The organism is Streptomyces cahuitamycinicus (assembly GCF_002891435.1).
In the GTDB taxonomy this organism is placed as follows: Bacteria; Actinomycetota; Actinomycetes; order Streptomycetales; family Streptomycetaceae; genus Streptomyces; species Streptomyces cahuitamycinicus.
The window spans coordinates 1-14,876 of the sequence record NZ_POUC01000187.1 but is presented as its reverse complement, the minus strand read 5'-3'; the positions used below and the strand labels follow the sequence as shown (position 1 = coordinate 14,876).

At 73.1% G+C, this 14,876-nt stretch carries 17 protein-coding genes; 10 read left to right on the top strand and 7 right to left on the bottom strand.

Features of this window, described 5'->3' with window-relative positions:
- Window positions 1–710, bottom strand: a 710-nt coding sequence (locus C1J00_RS23770; protein WP_146046243.1) for an amidase, incomplete at its 3' end; no start/stop codon positions are given.
- Window positions 697–900, bottom strand: coding sequence for a hypothetical protein (locus C1J00_RS23765; RefSeq protein ID WP_102911088.1), 204 nt, complete (start codon window positions 898–900; stop codon window positions 697–699). The genes C1J00_RS23765 and C1J00_RS23770, both read right to left, overlap by 14 nt.
- A 106-nt stretch (window positions 901–1,006) precedes the next feature.
- On the opposite strand from C1J00_RS23765, the gene C1J00_RS23760 reads away from it, so the two are divergent.
- From C1J00_RS23760 to mug, 6 genes are all read left to right on the top strand, one after another.
- The gene (locus C1J00_RS23760) at window positions 1,007–1,897 is read left to right on the top strand and encodes an MBL fold metallo-hydrolase (protein ID WP_102911087.1); all 891 of its coding nucleotides are present in this window, start codon (window positions 1,007–1,009) and stop codon (window positions 1,895–1,897) included.
- Window positions 1,898–2,054: 157 nt separating this feature from the next.
- Entirely contained in the window at window positions 2,055–3,395 is a 1,341-nt protein-coding gene (locus C1J00_RS23755) for a hemolysin family protein (protein WP_102911086.1), read from the top strand.
- On the top strand, window positions 3,392–4,405 hold the full coding sequence (locus C1J00_RS23750) for a hemolysin family protein (protein ID WP_102911085.1): 1,014 nt from the start codon (window positions 3,392–3,394) through the stop codon (window positions 4,403–4,405). Before C1J00_RS23755 ends, C1J00_RS23750 begins: the two co-directional genes overlap by 4 nt.
- Window positions 4,406–4,467: 62 nt before the next feature.
- The gene (locus C1J00_RS23745; protein WP_102911084.1) at window positions 4,468–5,247 is read left to right on the top strand and encodes an SGNH/GDSL hydrolase family protein; all 780 of its coding nucleotides are present in this window, start codon (window positions 4,468–4,470) and stop codon (window positions 5,245–5,247) included.
- Window positions 5,248–5,339: 92 nt separating this feature from the next.
- Window positions 5,340–6,782, top strand: a complete 1,443-nt coding sequence (gene purB, locus C1J00_RS23740; RefSeq protein ID WP_102911083.1) for an adenylosuccinate lyase — start codon at window positions 5,340–5,342, stop codon at window positions 6,780–6,782.
- 14 nt (window positions 6,783–6,796) lie between these two features.
- Window positions 6,797–7,342 (top strand): G/U mismatch-specific DNA glycosylase, encoded by a 546-nt coding sequence (gene mug / locus C1J00_RS23735; protein WP_102911082.1) that lies wholly within the window; start codon window positions 6,797–6,799, stop codon window positions 7,340–7,342.
- Window positions 7,343–7,346: 4 nt separating this feature from the next.
- On the opposite strand, the gene C1J00_RS23730 is transcribed toward mug, so the two are convergent.
- Genes C1J00_RS23730 through C1J00_RS23720 form a run of 3 tightly spaced genes read right to left on the bottom strand, consistent with a single transcriptional unit; the run spans window position 7,347 to window position 9,485 of the window.
- Window positions 7,347–7,778: a hypothetical protein gene (locus tag C1J00_RS23730; RefSeq protein ID WP_102911081.1), complete on the bottom strand. Its 432-nt coding sequence runs from the start codon at window positions 7,776–7,778 to the stop codon at window positions 7,347–7,349.
- Window positions 7,779–7,833: 55 nt separating this feature from the next.
- Complete coding sequence (locus C1J00_RS23725; protein WP_102911080.1) at window positions 7,834–8,562, bottom strand: ABC transporter permease; 729 nt, start codon at window positions 8,560–8,562, stop codon at window positions 7,834–7,836.
- 2 nt (window positions 8,563–8,564) lie between these two features.
- A complete protein-coding gene (locus C1J00_RS23720; RefSeq protein WP_102911079.1) occupies window positions 8,565–9,485 on the bottom strand; it encodes an ATP-binding cassette domain-containing protein in 921 nt (306 codons plus the stop codon).
- Between the two features lie 108 nt (window positions 9,486–9,593).
- Here C1J00_RS23720 and C1J00_RS23715 point away from each other — a divergent pair, with 108 nt between their 5' ends.
- From C1J00_RS23715 to C1J00_RS23705, 3 genes are all read left to right on the top strand, one after another.
- Complete coding sequence (locus tag C1J00_RS23715; RefSeq protein ID WP_102911089.1) at window positions 9,594–10,763, top strand: sensor histidine kinase; 1,170 nt, start codon at window positions 9,594–9,596, stop codon at window positions 10,761–10,763.
- 14 nt (window positions 10,764–10,777) lie between these two features.
- Window positions 10,778–11,440 (top strand): response regulator transcription factor, encoded by a 663-nt coding sequence (locus C1J00_RS23710; RefSeq protein WP_102911078.1) that lies wholly within the window; start codon window positions 10,778–10,780, stop codon window positions 11,438–11,440.
- A gap of 87 nt (window positions 11,441–11,527) precedes the next feature.
- Window positions 11,528–12,670, top strand: a complete 1,143-nt coding sequence (locus tag C1J00_RS23705; RefSeq protein ID WP_102911077.1) for an ROK family transcriptional regulator — start codon at window positions 11,528–11,530, stop codon at window positions 12,668–12,670.
- A 118-nt stretch (window positions 12,671–12,788) separates the two neighbouring features.
- Here the strand turns inward: C1J00_RS23705 and C1J00_RS23700 are convergent, their stop codons facing one another.
- Together C1J00_RS23700 and C1J00_RS23695 are read right to left on the bottom strand one after the other, a co-directional pair.
- Window positions 12,789–13,553, bottom strand: a complete 765-nt coding sequence (locus tag C1J00_RS23700; RefSeq protein ID WP_102911076.1) for a GntR family transcriptional regulator — start codon at window positions 13,551–13,553, stop codon at window positions 12,789–12,791.
- Between the two features lie 168 nt (window positions 13,554–13,721).
- Window positions 13,722–14,606: an RNA polymerase sigma-70 factor gene (locus C1J00_RS23695; RefSeq protein ID WP_102911075.1), complete on the bottom strand. Its 885-nt coding sequence runs from the start codon at window positions 14,604–14,606 to the stop codon at window positions 13,722–13,724.
- Window positions 14,607–14,716: 110 nt separating this feature from the next.
- On the opposite strand from C1J00_RS23695, the gene C1J00_RS23690 reads away from it, so the two are divergent.
- On the top strand, window positions 14,717–14,876 hold a 160-nt coding region (locus C1J00_RS23690), incomplete at its 3' end, for an NAD(P)-binding domain-containing protein (protein WP_180989664.1).

Genomic DNA, 14,876 nt, shown 5'->3' with positions numbered 1-14,876 from the left:
GCCAGGGAGGCGGGGTCGCGGGGGTCGTGGCCGGCCAGGGCGGTGAGGACCAGGGCCGCGTCCTCGGCGGTGCGGGTGATCGGGCCGACGTGGTCCAGCGACCAGGACAGGGACGTCACACCGTGGCGCGGGACGAGGCCGTAGGTGGGCTTGAGGCCCACGACGCCGTTGAGCGCGGCGGGCGCCCGGATCGATCCGCCGGTGTCGGTGCCCAGGGCGAAGGTGGCGGTGCCCGCGGCGACGGCGACGGCGGAGCCACCGCTGGAGCCACCGGCGACCCGGTCGGGGTCCCAGGCGTTGCCGGTCTGCGGGGTGGTCAGCCCGTACGCGAACTCGTGCGTGTGGGTCTTGCCGACCAGGACGGCTCCGGCCGCGGCCAGGCGGGCGGCCACGGTGCTGTCGGCCCGCGCCCGGTGGCCTGCCCTGACCCGGGAGCTGGCGGATGTCGCCTCGCCCGCGACGTCGATCAGGTCCTTCAGGCCCATCGGGACGCCGTGCAGCGGACCGCGGTGCCGGCCGGCCGCGATGTCGTCCGCGGCCTCACGCGCGGCCCGGCGGGCCCGCTCGGCGGTGACGTTGACGTAGGCCCGGTGGCGCGGCTCCGTCTGTTCGACGCGATCCAGCACGGAGTCGACCAGCTCGACGGGCGACAGCCGCCGGGTCCGGATCGCGTCGGCGGCGGCGGAGAGGGTCAGTTCATACGGCTGCATCGTGCGTCTCCTGTGCCACGCGGTAGGCGGGGGCGGGCGGGGTGTCCCCGAAGTCCAGCTCGCGCAGAACCGCGACGACGTGGCGGATGTGGTCGGCGGTGGCCGCGACGGCGGCGTGGCGGTCGGCGGGCAGGACCAGCCCGGCGCGGTGGGCCCAGCGGGCCGCCTCCGAGGGCGTGAGGTCGGGCATGTGGCTCCCCTTCTGCTCACAAAAGCTAACTGTTTGCGTTAGTGGACCCTAGGGCCTACCGTCGACTTAACGCAAACAGATTGCGTTAAGCATCGAAGGAGGATCCTTGACCACCGCCGATCACTGGACCGTGGGCGACGTGACCGTCCACCGCGTCGACGAGGTCCCCCTGCCGCCCGCCACCGGCCCCTGGCTGCTCCCCGACGCCACCCCGGAGGTCGTCGCCGGACAGGAGTGGCTGCGCCCTGGCTTCGCCGACGAGGAGGGCGTTCTGCGCCTCGACAGCCACAGCTTCGCGTTCACCGTCGGCGGTGCGCGGGTCCTGGTGGACACCGGCATCGGCAACGGCAAGGAGCGGGCCAACCCCGCCTGGCACGACCTCGACACCGACTACCTGCAGCGGCTCACCGCCGTCGGATTCCACCCGGACTCGGTCGACCTGGTGATCCTCACCCATCTGCACGCCGACCACGTCGGCTGGAACACCCGGGCGACCGACGGCGCGTGGCTGCCCACCTTTCCCGGCGCCCGTTACGTGACCTCCCGTGTCGAGCGCGAGTTCTGGGCCGGGTACGCCATGGACGAAGCGCGCCGGCAGCTGTTCCGCGACTCGGTGATCCCGGTGGAGGAGGCGGGACTCCTCGACCTCCTCGACATCCCCGCCGAGGGCACCGAAGTCGCTCCGGGCGTGCGCCTCGTCCCCACCCCGGGCCACACTCCGGGCCATGTCGCCGTCGAACTGACCAGCCGCGGACGCACCGCGATGATCACCGGTGACTGCGTCCACCACCCCGTCCAGCTCGCCGCCCCCGGCATCGGCGCCTGCGTCGACATCGATCCCGTGCGGTCCGAGGCCTCCCGCCGAGAGCTCCTCGGCTCGCTCGCCGGCACCGACACCCTCCTCCTGGGCACCCACTTCGCCCCGCCCACCGCCGGTTACGTCGTGGCCCACGAAGGCGCCTACCACCTCTCGCCGACGCCCGCAGGCTCCGTCTGAGCACCCTCCACGGAAGGGCTTTGCCCATCCTTTACCCTTGAATGGCCACTCGGTCCTGCATGAAAGGTTGTGAGCGTCCGCCCATGGGCGACCCTCCCCGTGCGCGACACCGTGCGTACCGCCCCGTCCTGGAGAACCATGGAACGGGGGTGAACCGATGACCGAAGTGCTCCTCCTCCTGGCGGCGATCGCGCTCTCGCTCGCCTGCGGCGCCTTCGTGGCGGCCGAGTTCTCCCTCACCACGGTCGATCGCGGCGAGCTGGAGCGCGCCGTCGAGCGCGGTGACCGGGGCGCGCAGGGGGCGCTGAAGGCCGTACGGAGTCTGACGTTCCAGCTCTCCGGTGCGCAGCTCGGCATCACCGTCACGAACCTGGTGGTCGGCATGCTCGCCGAGCCGTCGATCGCCGCCCTGATCGCCGGTCCGCTGGAGGACCTCGGCGTCTCGCGCTCGGCGTCGCACAGCATCGCGCTGGTGCTCGGCACGGCCGCGTCGACGGTGTTCCTGATGGTCGTCGGCGAGCTGGTGCCCAAGAACTGGGCGATCTCCTCGCCGCTGACCGTCGCGAAGACGGTGGGCAACGCGCAGCGCGGGTTCAGCGCCGTGTTCCGGCCGTTCATCACGCACCTCAACAACACGGCGAACCGGGTCGTGCGGCGGATCGGCGTCGAGCCCGCCGAGGAACTGGCCTCGGCGCGCGGGCCCCAGGAGCTGGCCGCCCTCGCCCGGCACTCCGCCAAGGAGGGCGTGCTGGAGCCGGACACCGCCGAGCTGTTCGTACGCACGCTGAACCTCGCCGACCTGACCGCGGAGAACGTGATGACGCCCCGGGTGCAGGTCGTCGCGCTGGAGGTGCAGGCCACCCTGGAGGACGTGGCGAACGCGACCCGGGCGACCGGCCTGTCCCGGTTCCCCGTCTACCGCGAGACCCTCGACTCGGTCGTCGGAACGGCCCACGTCAAGGACGTGCTGGCGGTGCCGGCCGAGCGCCGGACCCGGATCTACGTCTCCGAGCTGATGCGCGAGCCGCTGCTGGTCCCGGAGACCCTCACCGTCGACCGGCTCCTGGACCGGCTGTCCGGCAAGCGCACGATGGCCGTGGTGATCGACGAGTACGGCGGCACGGCGGGAGTGGCCACGCTGGAGGACATCGTCGAGGAGGTCGTCGGCGAAGTGCGCGACGAGCACGACCCGCACGAGTCCCCCGACCTGGCCGCGGCCGGCACCGACGAGAGCGGGCACGCCCTGTACTCGGCCGACGGCTCCGCGCGCGTGGACCAGCTGGAGCGGATCGGGCTGCGCGCACCGGAAGGACCCTACGAGACGCTCGCCGGACTGGTGGCGACGGTGCTCGGGCGGATACCGGCCGCCGGTGACACCCTCCAGGTCGCCGGCTGGCACCTGGAGGTCCTGGACGCGACGGGGCGCCGGGCCGCCCGCGTCCGACTGCGCGCACCGCTCGACGACCGGAAGCCCGACGAGAAGGGAGTGGAGCTGTGACCACCGTCCAGCTGCTGATCGGTCTGGCGACGCTCGTCGTCAACGCCTTCTTCGTCGGCGCCGAGTTCGCGCTGATCTCGGTGCGCCGCAGCCAGATCGAGCCCTACGCCGACCGGGGCGACCGGCGCGCCAAGAGCGTGCTGTGGGCCCTGGAGCACGTGTCCGCGCTGATGGCTGCCGCCCAGCTCGGCATCACGCTGTGCACGCTGGTGCTGGGCGTGGTGGCCGAGCCGGCGATCGCGCATCTGCTGGAGCCGGCGTTCCACGCGATGGGTGTGCCCGAGGGCGCGGGTCACGCGGTGTCCTTCGTGATCGCGCTGTCCCTCGCGACGTATCTGCACATGCTGCTCGGCGAGATGGTGCCGAAGAACATCGCGCTCGCCGAGCCGGTGCGCAGCGCGCTGGCGCTCGGTCCGCCCCTGGTGGCGCTGTCCCGGGCGCTGCGCCCGGTGATCTTCACGGTGAACGCGTTCGCCAACGCGCTGCTCAAGCTGCTGCGCGTTCAGGCCCGGGAAGAGGTTGCCGCCTCCTACTCGGACGCGCAGATAGCGCAGATCGTGAAGGACTCAGGCGAGGCGGGGCTGATCGACGACCGCGCCCAGGAGCGGCTGCGCGACGCGCTGGAGCTGGGACGCCGTGTGGTGCGGGACGTGGTGCTGCCGCTGGAGCGCGTGGAGTACGCGAGCGTGGGGGTCACTCCGGAGGAGCTGGAGCGGCTGTCGGCCAAGTCGGGGTTCTCCCGCTTCCCGGTGGTGGACGAGGGCCGGCGGATCGTCGGCTACCTGCATGTGAAGGACGCCCTGGACGCCGCCGGGCGGGACGTGCCGTTCCGGCTGCGGGACATGCGCCCCATCGCACGGGTGCGGGAACACACCCCGCTGGACGACGTCCTCACCGCGATGCGGGGCAGCCGAACGCACCTCGCGGCCGTCCTCGGGTCGGACGGGCGGCTGGCCGGCCTGGTGACCATGGAGGACGTGCTGCGGGAGCTGTTCGGCCGACGGGTGTGAGGACCGGGTTCGCGGGACCGACCGACTGACAGGTATGTGCACGGGATACCATTTCCGTCGCCATGCAGACGAACCCCACCTACAGCAGCCTGGTCGCGGTCGGCGACTCCTTCACCGAGGGCATGTCGGACCTGATGCCCGACGGCACCTACCGGGGCTGGGCAGACCTGCTCGCCGCGCGGATGGCGGCCCGTACGCCCGGCTTCCGGTACGCCAACCTCGCGGTGCGCGGCAAGCTGATCCAGCAGATCGTCGACGAGCAGGTCGACGTCGCGGCGGCCATGGGAGCCGACGTGATCACCCTGGTCGGCGGCCTCAACGACACCCTGCGGCCCAAGTGCGACATGGGCCGGGTGCGCGCGCTCCTGGAGGAGGCCGTGGAGAAGCTGGCCCCCGCGTGCCGTCAGCTCGTGCTGATGCGCAGCCCGGGCCGGCAGGGCCCCGTCCTGGAGCGGTTCCGGCCGCGCATGGAGGAGCTGTTCGCCTGTGTCGACGAGCTGGCCGCCTGGCACGGCGCGATCGTCGTCGACCTGTACGGCGCGCCGTCCCTGAGCGACCCGCGGATGTGGGACGTGGACCGGCTGCACCTGACGGCCGAGGGCCACCGCCGGATCGCCGAGGCGGTGTGGCAGACGCTGGGCCATGACCCCGAGGACGCCGACTGGCACACGCCGTTGCCGGCGACGCTGCCGCCGGGCTGGGTCATGCGGCGCGTGGCGGACGCCCGCTTCGCCCGGCAGCACCTGCTGCCGTGGATAGGCCGCCGCCTGACGGGCCGCTCCTCCGGCGACGGCCTCCCGCCCAAGCGGCCGGAGCTGCTGCCGTACGAAGACCCGGCGTAGCCGCAGGTGGGCGCGTCCATGACGGCGTCGTAGGTTCCGACAAAGACACCCGCGGCGCTGGCCTGCACGAATCGCCAGTAGAATCCGGTCACGTGACTTCCGCTCCCGCCAAGCCCCGCATCCCCAACGTCCTCGCCGGACGCTACGCCTCCGCCGAGCTCGCCACGCTCTGGTCGCCCGAGCAGAAGGTGAAGCTGGAGCGGCAGCTCTGGCTCGCCGTGCTGCGTGCCCAGAAGGACCTCGGGATCGAGGTGCCGGACGCGGCGCTCGCCGACTACGAGCGCGTCCTCGACACCGTCGACCTGGCCTCCATCGCCGAGCGCGAGAAGGTCACGCGGCACGATGTGAAGGCGCGGATCGAGGAGTTCAACGACCTCGCCGGGCACGAGCACGTGCACAAGGGCATGACCTCCCGCGACCTCACCGAGAACGTCGAGCAGCTGCAGATCCGCCTCTCGCTGGAGCTGATGCGCGACCGCACCGTCGCCGTCCTGGCCCGGCTCGGCAAGCTCGCCGGCGAGTACGGCGAGCTGGTCATGGCCGGCCGCTCGCACAACGTCGCCGCGCAGGCCACCACCCTCGGCAAGCGCTTCGCCACCGCCGCCGACGAAATGCTCGTCGCCCACGGCCGCGTCGAGGAGCTGCTGGGCCGCTACCCGCTGCGCGGCATCAAGGGCCCGGTCGGCACCGCGCAGGACATGCTGGACCTGCTGGGCGGGGACGCCGCGAAGCTCGCGGACCTGGAGCAGCGGATCGCCGGGCACCTCGGCTTCTCGCAGGCGTTCACCTCGGTCGGCCAGGTCTACCCGCGCTCACTGGACTACGAGGTGGTGACGGCGCTGGTGCAGCTGGCGGCGGCCCCGTCGTCGCTGGCGAAGACGATCCGGCTGATGGCAGGGCACGAGCTGGTCACCGAGGGCTTCAAGCCCGGCCAGGTCGGCTCCTCGGCGATGCCGCACAAGATGAACACCCGCTCCTGCGAGCGCGTCAACGGACTGATGGTGATCCTGCGCGGCTACGCCTCGATGACCGGCGAGCTGGCGGGTGACCAGTGGAACGAGGGCGACGTGTCCTGCTCGGTGGTGCGCCGGGTCGCACTGCCCGACGCGTTCTTCGCGCTGGACGGTCTGCTGGAGACGTTCCTGACGGTGCTCGACGAGTTCGGCGCGTTCCCGGCGGTCGTCGCCCGTGAGCTGGACCGGTACCTGCCGTTCCTCGCCACCACCAAGGTGCTGATGGGCGCCGTGCGCGCCGGGGTCGGCCGGGAGCTCGCGCACGAGGCGATCAAGGAGAACGCCGTCGCCTCCGCGCTCGCCATGCGCGAGCAGGGCGCCGAGCGCAACGAACTGCTCGACAAGCTGGCCGCCGACGCGCGCATCCCGCTGGACCGGGAACAGCTGGACGCGCTGATGGCCGACAAGCTGTCCTTCACCGGCGCCGCGGGCGACCAGGTCGCCACCGTCGTCGCCCGGGTCGAGGAGATCGTCAAGCAGAACCCCCAGGCCGCGGGCTACACGCCCGGGGCCATCCTCTGACCCGCCGCCCTCCGATGGCGCGTTTCACGCCCGAGGAACTGGAGGCCGCCCGTGACCGCGTCGTGCCCGACGTGGTCGCGGAGAGGCTGCACGTCCTGTTCTGCGGCATCAACCCCGGCTTGATGACGGCCGCGACGGGCCATCACTTCGCCCGCCCCGGAAACCGCTTCTGGCCGGTGCTGCACCGGTCCGGGTTCACTCCGCGGCTGCTGAAGCCGTCCGAGCAGCAGGAGTTGCTCGCGTACGGGCTCGGCATCACCAACGTCGTGGCGCGGCCCTCGGCCCGGGCCGACGAGCTGAGCGCCGAGGAGTACCAGGAGGGCGGGCGGCTGCTCGCGGCGAAGGTGGAGCGGCTGCGGCCGCGCTGGCTGGCCGTCGTGGGGGTGACCGCGTACCGTGCCGCGTTCGACGACCGCACGGCGCGGGTGGGGCCGCAGTCGCGGACGATCGGGGACACGCGCGTGTGGGTGCTGCCCAACCCGAGCGGGCTGAACGCGCACTGGACGGCCGAGACGATGGCGGAGGAGTTCGGACGGCTGCGGGAAGCCGCCGGGGCCTGATCTCCTACGGCGGGTCGGTCTCCGTCACCAGGGCCAGCAGTTGGACCTCCCGCGACGCGTCCCGGTCCGCGACCGCGACGGCCACCCAGCGGCCGGTGCCCTCCACCTCCCACAGGTGGGCGATACCCGCGCAGGCGCTCAACTCGGCCCACGGCCGGGGTATCTCCTCCCGCTCGGTGCGCAGCAGGACGGTGTGGAGGTTGTACGGAGGCGTGTCGCCCCAGCGGGAGGCGAGGACCTCGTGGACGGCGTCCCGGTCCTTCTCGTACTGGTCGATCGTCACCGCCCGGACCGCCGGGTCGTCATCGGTCGCGGCCTCTAACACCGCTATGTGGTGGCCGGGCCCCGAGACGCCGACGTCCGACGGGCCGTGCTCCGCCGGAAAGGGGCGGTAGCACAGCTCGTCGATGAGCGCGATGTGCTGTGCGATGTTCATGGGTCCAGTAAACCCGCCCCCACTGACACTTGGCGGGGCATCAACCGGCTCGCCGTCAGGCGTCCCTGCGCCGCACGCTCCAGGCTCCCGCCAGCAGGGCGGCGGCCGTCCACAGCGCGGTCACCGCGAGCCCCGACCAGGGTCCGAGCGATGCCCCGCCGTACGACTCCCGCAGGACCGACTGCCCCGCTTTGTCGGGCAGGAAGTCCGCGACGGTGCCCGCGGCGTCACCGATCACGAACGACACGACGAGGATGAACGGGATCAACAACGACAGTGTGGCCACGCCGCTGCGCAGCAGGGCGGCCAGCCCGGCGGCGAACAGGGCCATCAGCATGAGGTAGACGCCGCAGCCCACGACACCGCGCACCTGCTCACCGGTGCTGAGCGTGTCGGCCGCCGAGCCGAGCCCCGCCCGTCCCACGAGGAGGGCGGCGAGGGCCGTCACCAGCCCCGCGAGGAGCGCCGGCACGGCGATGACGGCCGCCTTGGCCGCGAACCACCGGCCGCGCTGGGGAACCGCGGCCAGCGAGAGCCGGAGCGCGCCCTGGTGGAACTCCGACGACACGGCCATGGCCCCGAACGAGATGGCCGCGATCTGCCCCGGGATGACGCCGGACAGGGCCGCGAACAGCGGATCGAACGCCGGGTCCGAGGCATCGGAGACACCGGCGATCGCGGAGAACGCGACGGTGGCGGCGAACAGCGCCGGCAACGCCGCCGTGAGCGAGCGCAGCGTGCGGATCTTCAGCCACTCGGAGCGCAGTACGGGCGTGAATTCCATGGTCAGGCCTCCTGGGGCTGTGCGGTGAACTCGGTCTCGGCGGCCGTGAGGTCGAAGTAGGCCTGCTCCAAGGTGCCCTCCTCGGCCGCGAGTTCCAGAACCGGTACACCCGCGGCGGACGCGACACGGCCGATGTCGTCCACGCGTGCGTGGTGCACGGTCCAGTGACCGTCCGTGTGCTCCTCGGCCTCGTGGCCGTGCCGGGCCAGGGCACCGCGCAGGGCGGCGGGGTCGCTCGTGCGGATCCGGACTCGCGGTTGCACGCGTGCGTGGATGAAGTCCCGCATGGGGGTGTCGGCCAGCAGTCGGCCCCGGCCGAGGACGACGAGGTGGTCCGCGAAGGACGCGGTCTCGTTCATCAGATGGCTGGAGACCAGGACCGTTCGCCCTTCCCCCGCCAGCCGTTGCAGCAACCGCCGGATCCACACGATCCCTTCGGGGTCGAGGCCGTTGGACGGCTCGTCCAGCATGACCACCGCGGGGTCGCCCAGCAGGGCGGCGGCGATGCCGAGCCGCTGGCGCATGCCCAGGGAGTATGTCCGCACGCGGCGCCGGGCCACCGAGGCCAGGCCCGTCTCCTCCAGCACCTCGTCGACCCGCCGGTCCGGGATGCGGTTGCTCGCGGCCAGGACACGGAGGTGGTCACGGGCGGTGCGCGAGCCGTGCGCGGCCTGCGCGTCGAGCAGGGCGCCCACGTGGCGCAGGGGTTCGCGGAGCGCCGGGTAGGGCCGGCCGCCCATCATTGCGGAACCGGCGGTCGGCCGGTCGAGGCCGAGCACCAGCCGCATGGTGGTGGACTTTCCGGCGCCGTTCGGGCCGAGGAAGCCGGTGACGCGGCCGGGCTGCACGCGGAAGGTGAGCCGGTCCACGGCCCGCCGGCCGCCGAACTCCTTGGTGAGGTCATGGACGTCGATGCTGGTCATGACAGCAGCGTGGCGGCCGGACCGGAGTGCGGTCCTCCCCCGGCGGTGGAGATCGTCTCCCCCCTGCGGGGGAGGCTCGCTGTCGGTGCCGGCTGGCACGATGACGCCATGGTCCGCATGCTGCGCCCCTTCACACGGGCGGTGACGTACACGCGGTGGCTGCATCTCTCCATGGCCGTCGTGTGGCCGTCCCTGTGGCTGTTCATCGACGAGGCGTGGTGGACGGTGGCCACGGCGACCGTGCTGCTGGGGCTCGCGGGCCTGGTCCCCGCCATGCGGATCGTGGAGGGGTTCCAGGCGAGGCTGCTGCTGATCGGTCATCGGGAAGGCGGCGAGAGCCCGGAGATCGTCGTCGCCCCCTCGGCCACCTGGGGTGATCGCGGCCGGATGGTGGTGTGGCTCCAGACCAGGCTGTTCCTCGGCGCCCTGGTGTCGCACCTCGCCCTCCAGCTCCTCCTCCTCGGCGTGGACCTGGTGTCGACGGCACTCAGCGGCGAGCGTGCCGGCGGTACCTGGCTCGTCGTCACGGGCCACCACTGGTGGCACGCCCTGCTCGCGCCCCTGCCACTGGTCCTGGCCGCCGCGGTCGTGGTCGGTTCGGGGCACCTCGTCACGGCGCTCGCCCTGCGCCTGCTCGGCCCTTCCCCCGCCGAGCGGCTCGCCGCACTGGAGGAGCGCACCGAACAGCTCCTGGAACGCACGCGCATCGCCCGCGAGTTGCACGATTCCATCGGGCACGCGCTCACGGTCGCCGTCGTGCAGGCGGGGGCGGCCAGGGCGGCGGGCGATCCAGCCTTCACCGACCGGGCCCTGGACGCCATCGAGGAGACCGGCCGGGCCGCTCTGGAGGACCTGGAGCGGGTGCTCGGCGTCCTGCGCGAGTCGGGAAAACCGGTGAGCGGCAGACCGACCCTCGCGGACGCCGACCGCCTGCTGGAGTCGGCCCGGGCCTCCGGGGCGAAGGTCGACGCCGAGGTGACCGGCCCGGTGGAGACGGTGCCCGGGCCGGTGTCCCGGGAGGGCTACCGCATTCTCCAGGAGGCGCTGACCAATGTGCTGCGGCATGCGGGGGCGGTCCCGGTCCGCGTCCGCGTGCGCGTCGCCGACGGCGCCCTCGTCCTCGCGATACGCAATCCGCTGCCGGCCGGGGCCCCCGGCTCCGGGCGCGGCAGCGGCTTGCGCGGGATACGCGAACGCGCGGCCCTGCTCGGCGGGCTGGCCCGGACCGGGCCCGACGAGGGCGACTGGCAGGTTCACGCCGAACTGCCGCTGAGTTGATCTACGCTGGCCCGATGCCGGTCACCGTTCTCCTCGTCGACGACGAACCCCTGGTGCGCGCGGGCCTGCGGGCCGTGCTGGAGGCGCAGCCCGACATCGAGGTCGTGGGGGAGGCCGCGGACGGGGCGGCGGTGATCCCGCTCGTGCGGCGGCTGCGGCCGGACGTCGTCGCCATGGACGTACGGATGCCGCTGCTGGACGGTATCGAGGCCACCCGGGCGCTGCTGCGGACGGTCGACGATCCGCCGCGGATCCTCGTGGTGACGACGTTCGAGAACGACGAGTACGTGTACGAGGCGCTGCGGGCGGGAGCCGACGGGTTCCTGCTCAAGCGGGCCCGGCCCGCCGAGATCGTGCACGCGGTGCGACTGATCGCCGAGGGCGAGTCGCTGCTGTTCCCGGCCTCGGTGCGGCAGCTCGCCGCCGAGTACGGCGACACCGGCGGGAACCGAGCGGCGCGGGCCCTGCTGGAGCGGGCCCAGCTGACCGAGCGCGAGTCCGAGGTGCTGCGGCTGATGGCGCGGGGCCTGTCGAACGCGGAGATCGCCGCCGGGCTGGTCGTGGGGACCGAGACCGTGAAGTCGCATGTCAGCGCGGTGCTGGCGAAGTTGGGGGCGAGGGACCGCACTCAGGCGGTGATCGCGGCGTACGAGTCGGGGTTCGTGGCGCCCGGCTGATCACCGGGCCGGTGCCTGCCCCTCGCCGGGGTGTGCCGCGTCGAAGTACGATCCGGCCAACACGGGCACGACCTGGGAGGACGGACGGTGGGGCGGCTGACCGGCGGGGATCCCTCGCTGCTGCGAAGGATCAACTCCGCGGTGGTGCTGCACGCGCTGCGCGCCACGGACTGCGCGACGCTGACCGAGATCACCCGGGTGACGGGGCTGTCCCGGCCGACGGTGGAGGGCGTCGTCGAGGGGCTCATCGAGGCCGGGCTCGTCGTGGAGAAGGCGGCCGAGGAGGGCGCTGCCCGGCGGCAGGGGCGTCCGGCACGGCGGTTCCGGTTCCGGGCGGAGGCCGGTCATCTGCTCGGTCTCGAGATCGGGGCGCACCGGGTGGCCGCGCTGTTGTCCGACCTGGACGGCCGGGTGATCGGCGCGCAGTCCAAGGAGGTCCCCGAGACGGCGGAGGCCGACGAGCGGCTGGAGCGCCTGCGCGGGGCCGTCGCCGAGTTGCTGCGGCGGGCCGGGGTCGCGCGCGGCTCGCTGCGGGCCGTGGGCGTGGCCACGCCCGGGATCGTGGAGGCCGACGGCACGGTGCGGCTGGGCACGGCGCTGCCGGGGTGGACGGGGCTGCGGCTGGGCGAGCGGCTGAGCCGGTCGTTCAAGTGCCCGGTGCTGGTCGAGAACGACGCCAACGCGGCCGTCGTCGCCGAGCACTGGAAGGGCGCGGCCACCGAGTCGGACGACGTGGTGTTCGTGCTGGCCGGGCTGAGCCCGGGCGCCGGTTCGCTGATCGGGGGCCGGCTGCACCGGGGGTACGGCGGAGCGGCCGGCGAGATCGGTGCGCTGCATCTGCTGGGCCGGGAGGTGACGCCCGAGACTCTCCTGTCCACCACGGACGAGCCCCTGCACCCGCTGGACGAGCAGGCGGTCGCCGGGGTCTTCGCGCGGGCCCGCGAGGGTGACCGGCAGGCCCGCGCCGCCGTCGACCGCTTCATCCAGCGCCTGGTCCACGACGTGGCCGCGCTCGTCCTCGCCCTGGACCCGGAGCTGGTCGTCATCGGCGGCTGGGCAGCGGGCCTGGACGGCGTCCTGGGCCCCCTCCGCCAGGAACTCGCCCGCTACTGTCTGCGTCCCCCGACGGTGACTGTCTCCAGCCTGGGAGACGCGGCCGTGGCAACGGGAGCCCTGCGCCTGGCCCTGGACCACGTGGAAGACCAACTCTTCACAGTGGAACGCCCGTAGTCGACAACGCCTTCCAGGGGGCGCGGGGCTGTGTCGACATGCGGCTCGGCCGCGTGGGCGCGACCGGCCACAACGAACCCGTACAGTCCTCCTCAGCGCACCCCCACGGCGCCCCGGGTCAGGAAGCCTGCCCCTGCATCCCGGCGTGGATCTCCACACCCTCCGAGTCACCGAAGGTAAGGCGGCACGTGTCAGCGCGGTACGTCGCCACCGACAACGCGGCCGCACGCCCCCCGGCGACGAACCGCGTCGTCACCACCAGCACCGGCGCCCCGGGCAGCCGGTCCAGTTCCTTCGCCTCGTCGGCCCCGGCGGAGCCGAGCTCCACCGCGTTCTCCTGCCGCTCCGGCTCCAGCCGCTGCAGCTCCCGCAGCACCGCACGCGCGTGTGCCGCCCCGGACGGGGCCTCGATACCGGCGGAGAGCTCGGGCACCGAGGGCTGCGGGATGTACAGCAGCTCCGCGGCCACGGGCCGGCCGTGCGAGACCCGGGAGCGCCGCACGATGTGCACGGGCTCCTCGCGGCCGGTCTCCAGCGCGTCGGCGACCGCCGGCGGCGGCACGGCCGCCGTGCAGTCGACGGGCTGCCAGGCGTCCTCGGAGCCGCCAGGCCAGGTGTGCGGGCCGGTGCCGAGGGAGACGCCCATGCGGGGCGGCGCGACGGTCGTACCGACGCCTCGGCGGCGCTGCAGCCTGCCTTCGAGTTCGAGTTGCTCCAGGGCCTGGCGGAGCGTCGCCCGGGCGACGCCGAAGCGGGCCGCGAGGTCGCGCTCGTTCGGCAGGATCTCGCCCACCGAGAACTCCGAGTCGAGCGCTTCACTGAGCACCGTCTTGAGATGCCAGTACTTCGGTTCCTGCACCGATTCCAGCTGCGTGGTCCCCACCCTGTCCTCCGCAATCGCCGTGGTCGGCGGCGTTTCAGCGCCCTTGTTTATTAAAGGTTGTTGCACTTCTCTGCGACCATAAGGCGGCCCTGATCCTTGGTCAAGACCAATGGCCGGGAACGTTCACGGGGCGGTCGTACGGGAGCTCGGACCGGACCCGCGGGACGTCTAGGCGAGGGCCAGGGACCGCAGCTTGTCGGGGTTGCGGATGACGTAGACCGACTGCACGCGGCCGTCGGCCACGTCGAGCTGGAGGACGGAGTCGGGTTCGCCGCCGGACAGGATCAGCACGGCCGGGCCGCCGTTGACCTCCAGGAAGCGCGTGGTCAGGCCCGGGAGGCCCTTCCGCGCGGCGCCGGTGAGGAACCGGCCCACCTTGTCGGCGCTCCGCAGGACCCGCAGCGGCGCCCGCGACTTGCCGCCGCTGTCGCCGACGAGCCGGATGTCCGGGGCGAGCAGCGCCATGAGGCCTTCGAGGTCGCCGTCGGCCGCGGCGGCGAGGAACCGCTCGGTGAGGTCGCGGCGCTGGGCGGGGTCGACGTCGTAGCGCGGGCGCCGTTCCTCGACGTGCTTGCGGGCCCGCCCGGCCAGTTGGCGCACCGCCGGTTCGCCGCGGTCGAGCATGGCGGCGATGTCGGCGTACGGGAAGCCGAAGGCCTCGCGCAGCACGAAAACGGCCCGCTCCAGCGGTGACAGCGACTCCAGCACGACGAGGACGGCGAGGGAGACGGAGTCGGCGAGCACGGCCCGCTCGGTGGTGTCCGGCACGGTGTCGCCGAAGTCGGTGACGTACGGCTCGGGCAGCCAGGGACCGACGTACGTCTCGCCGCGGGCCTTGATCTGGCGCAGCCGGTCGATGGCGAGGCGGGTGGTGATCCGTACGAGGTAGCCGCGCGGCTCGCGCACCTCTGCGCGGGAGCTGCCGGACCAGCGCAGCCAGGCCTCCTGGACCACGTCCTCCGCGTCGGCCACCCGGCCGAGCATGCGGTAGGCGACGCCCAGCAGGACGGGGCGGTGCGCTTCGAAGAGGTCGGTCGCGGTCTCGGTGGTCACGGCTCCATCCCAGCCCACCGGTGCGGCCCTGTCCAGGCGGAATCATCCCTTCCCGGACAGAATGACCGACAGGGCGCCGGTGATCGGCGGCGCGGTGCCGGGAGGTGGCGATGCGGTACGCGGTGCTGGGCACGGGACAGGTCGGGCGCACGCTCGGCGGACGGCTGGTGGAGCTGGGGCACGAGGTGCGGCTCGGCTCGCGCACGCGGGACAACACGGCCGCCGTGCAGTGGGCCGCCGCCGCCGGCCCGGGCGGGGGCGGCCCACTGC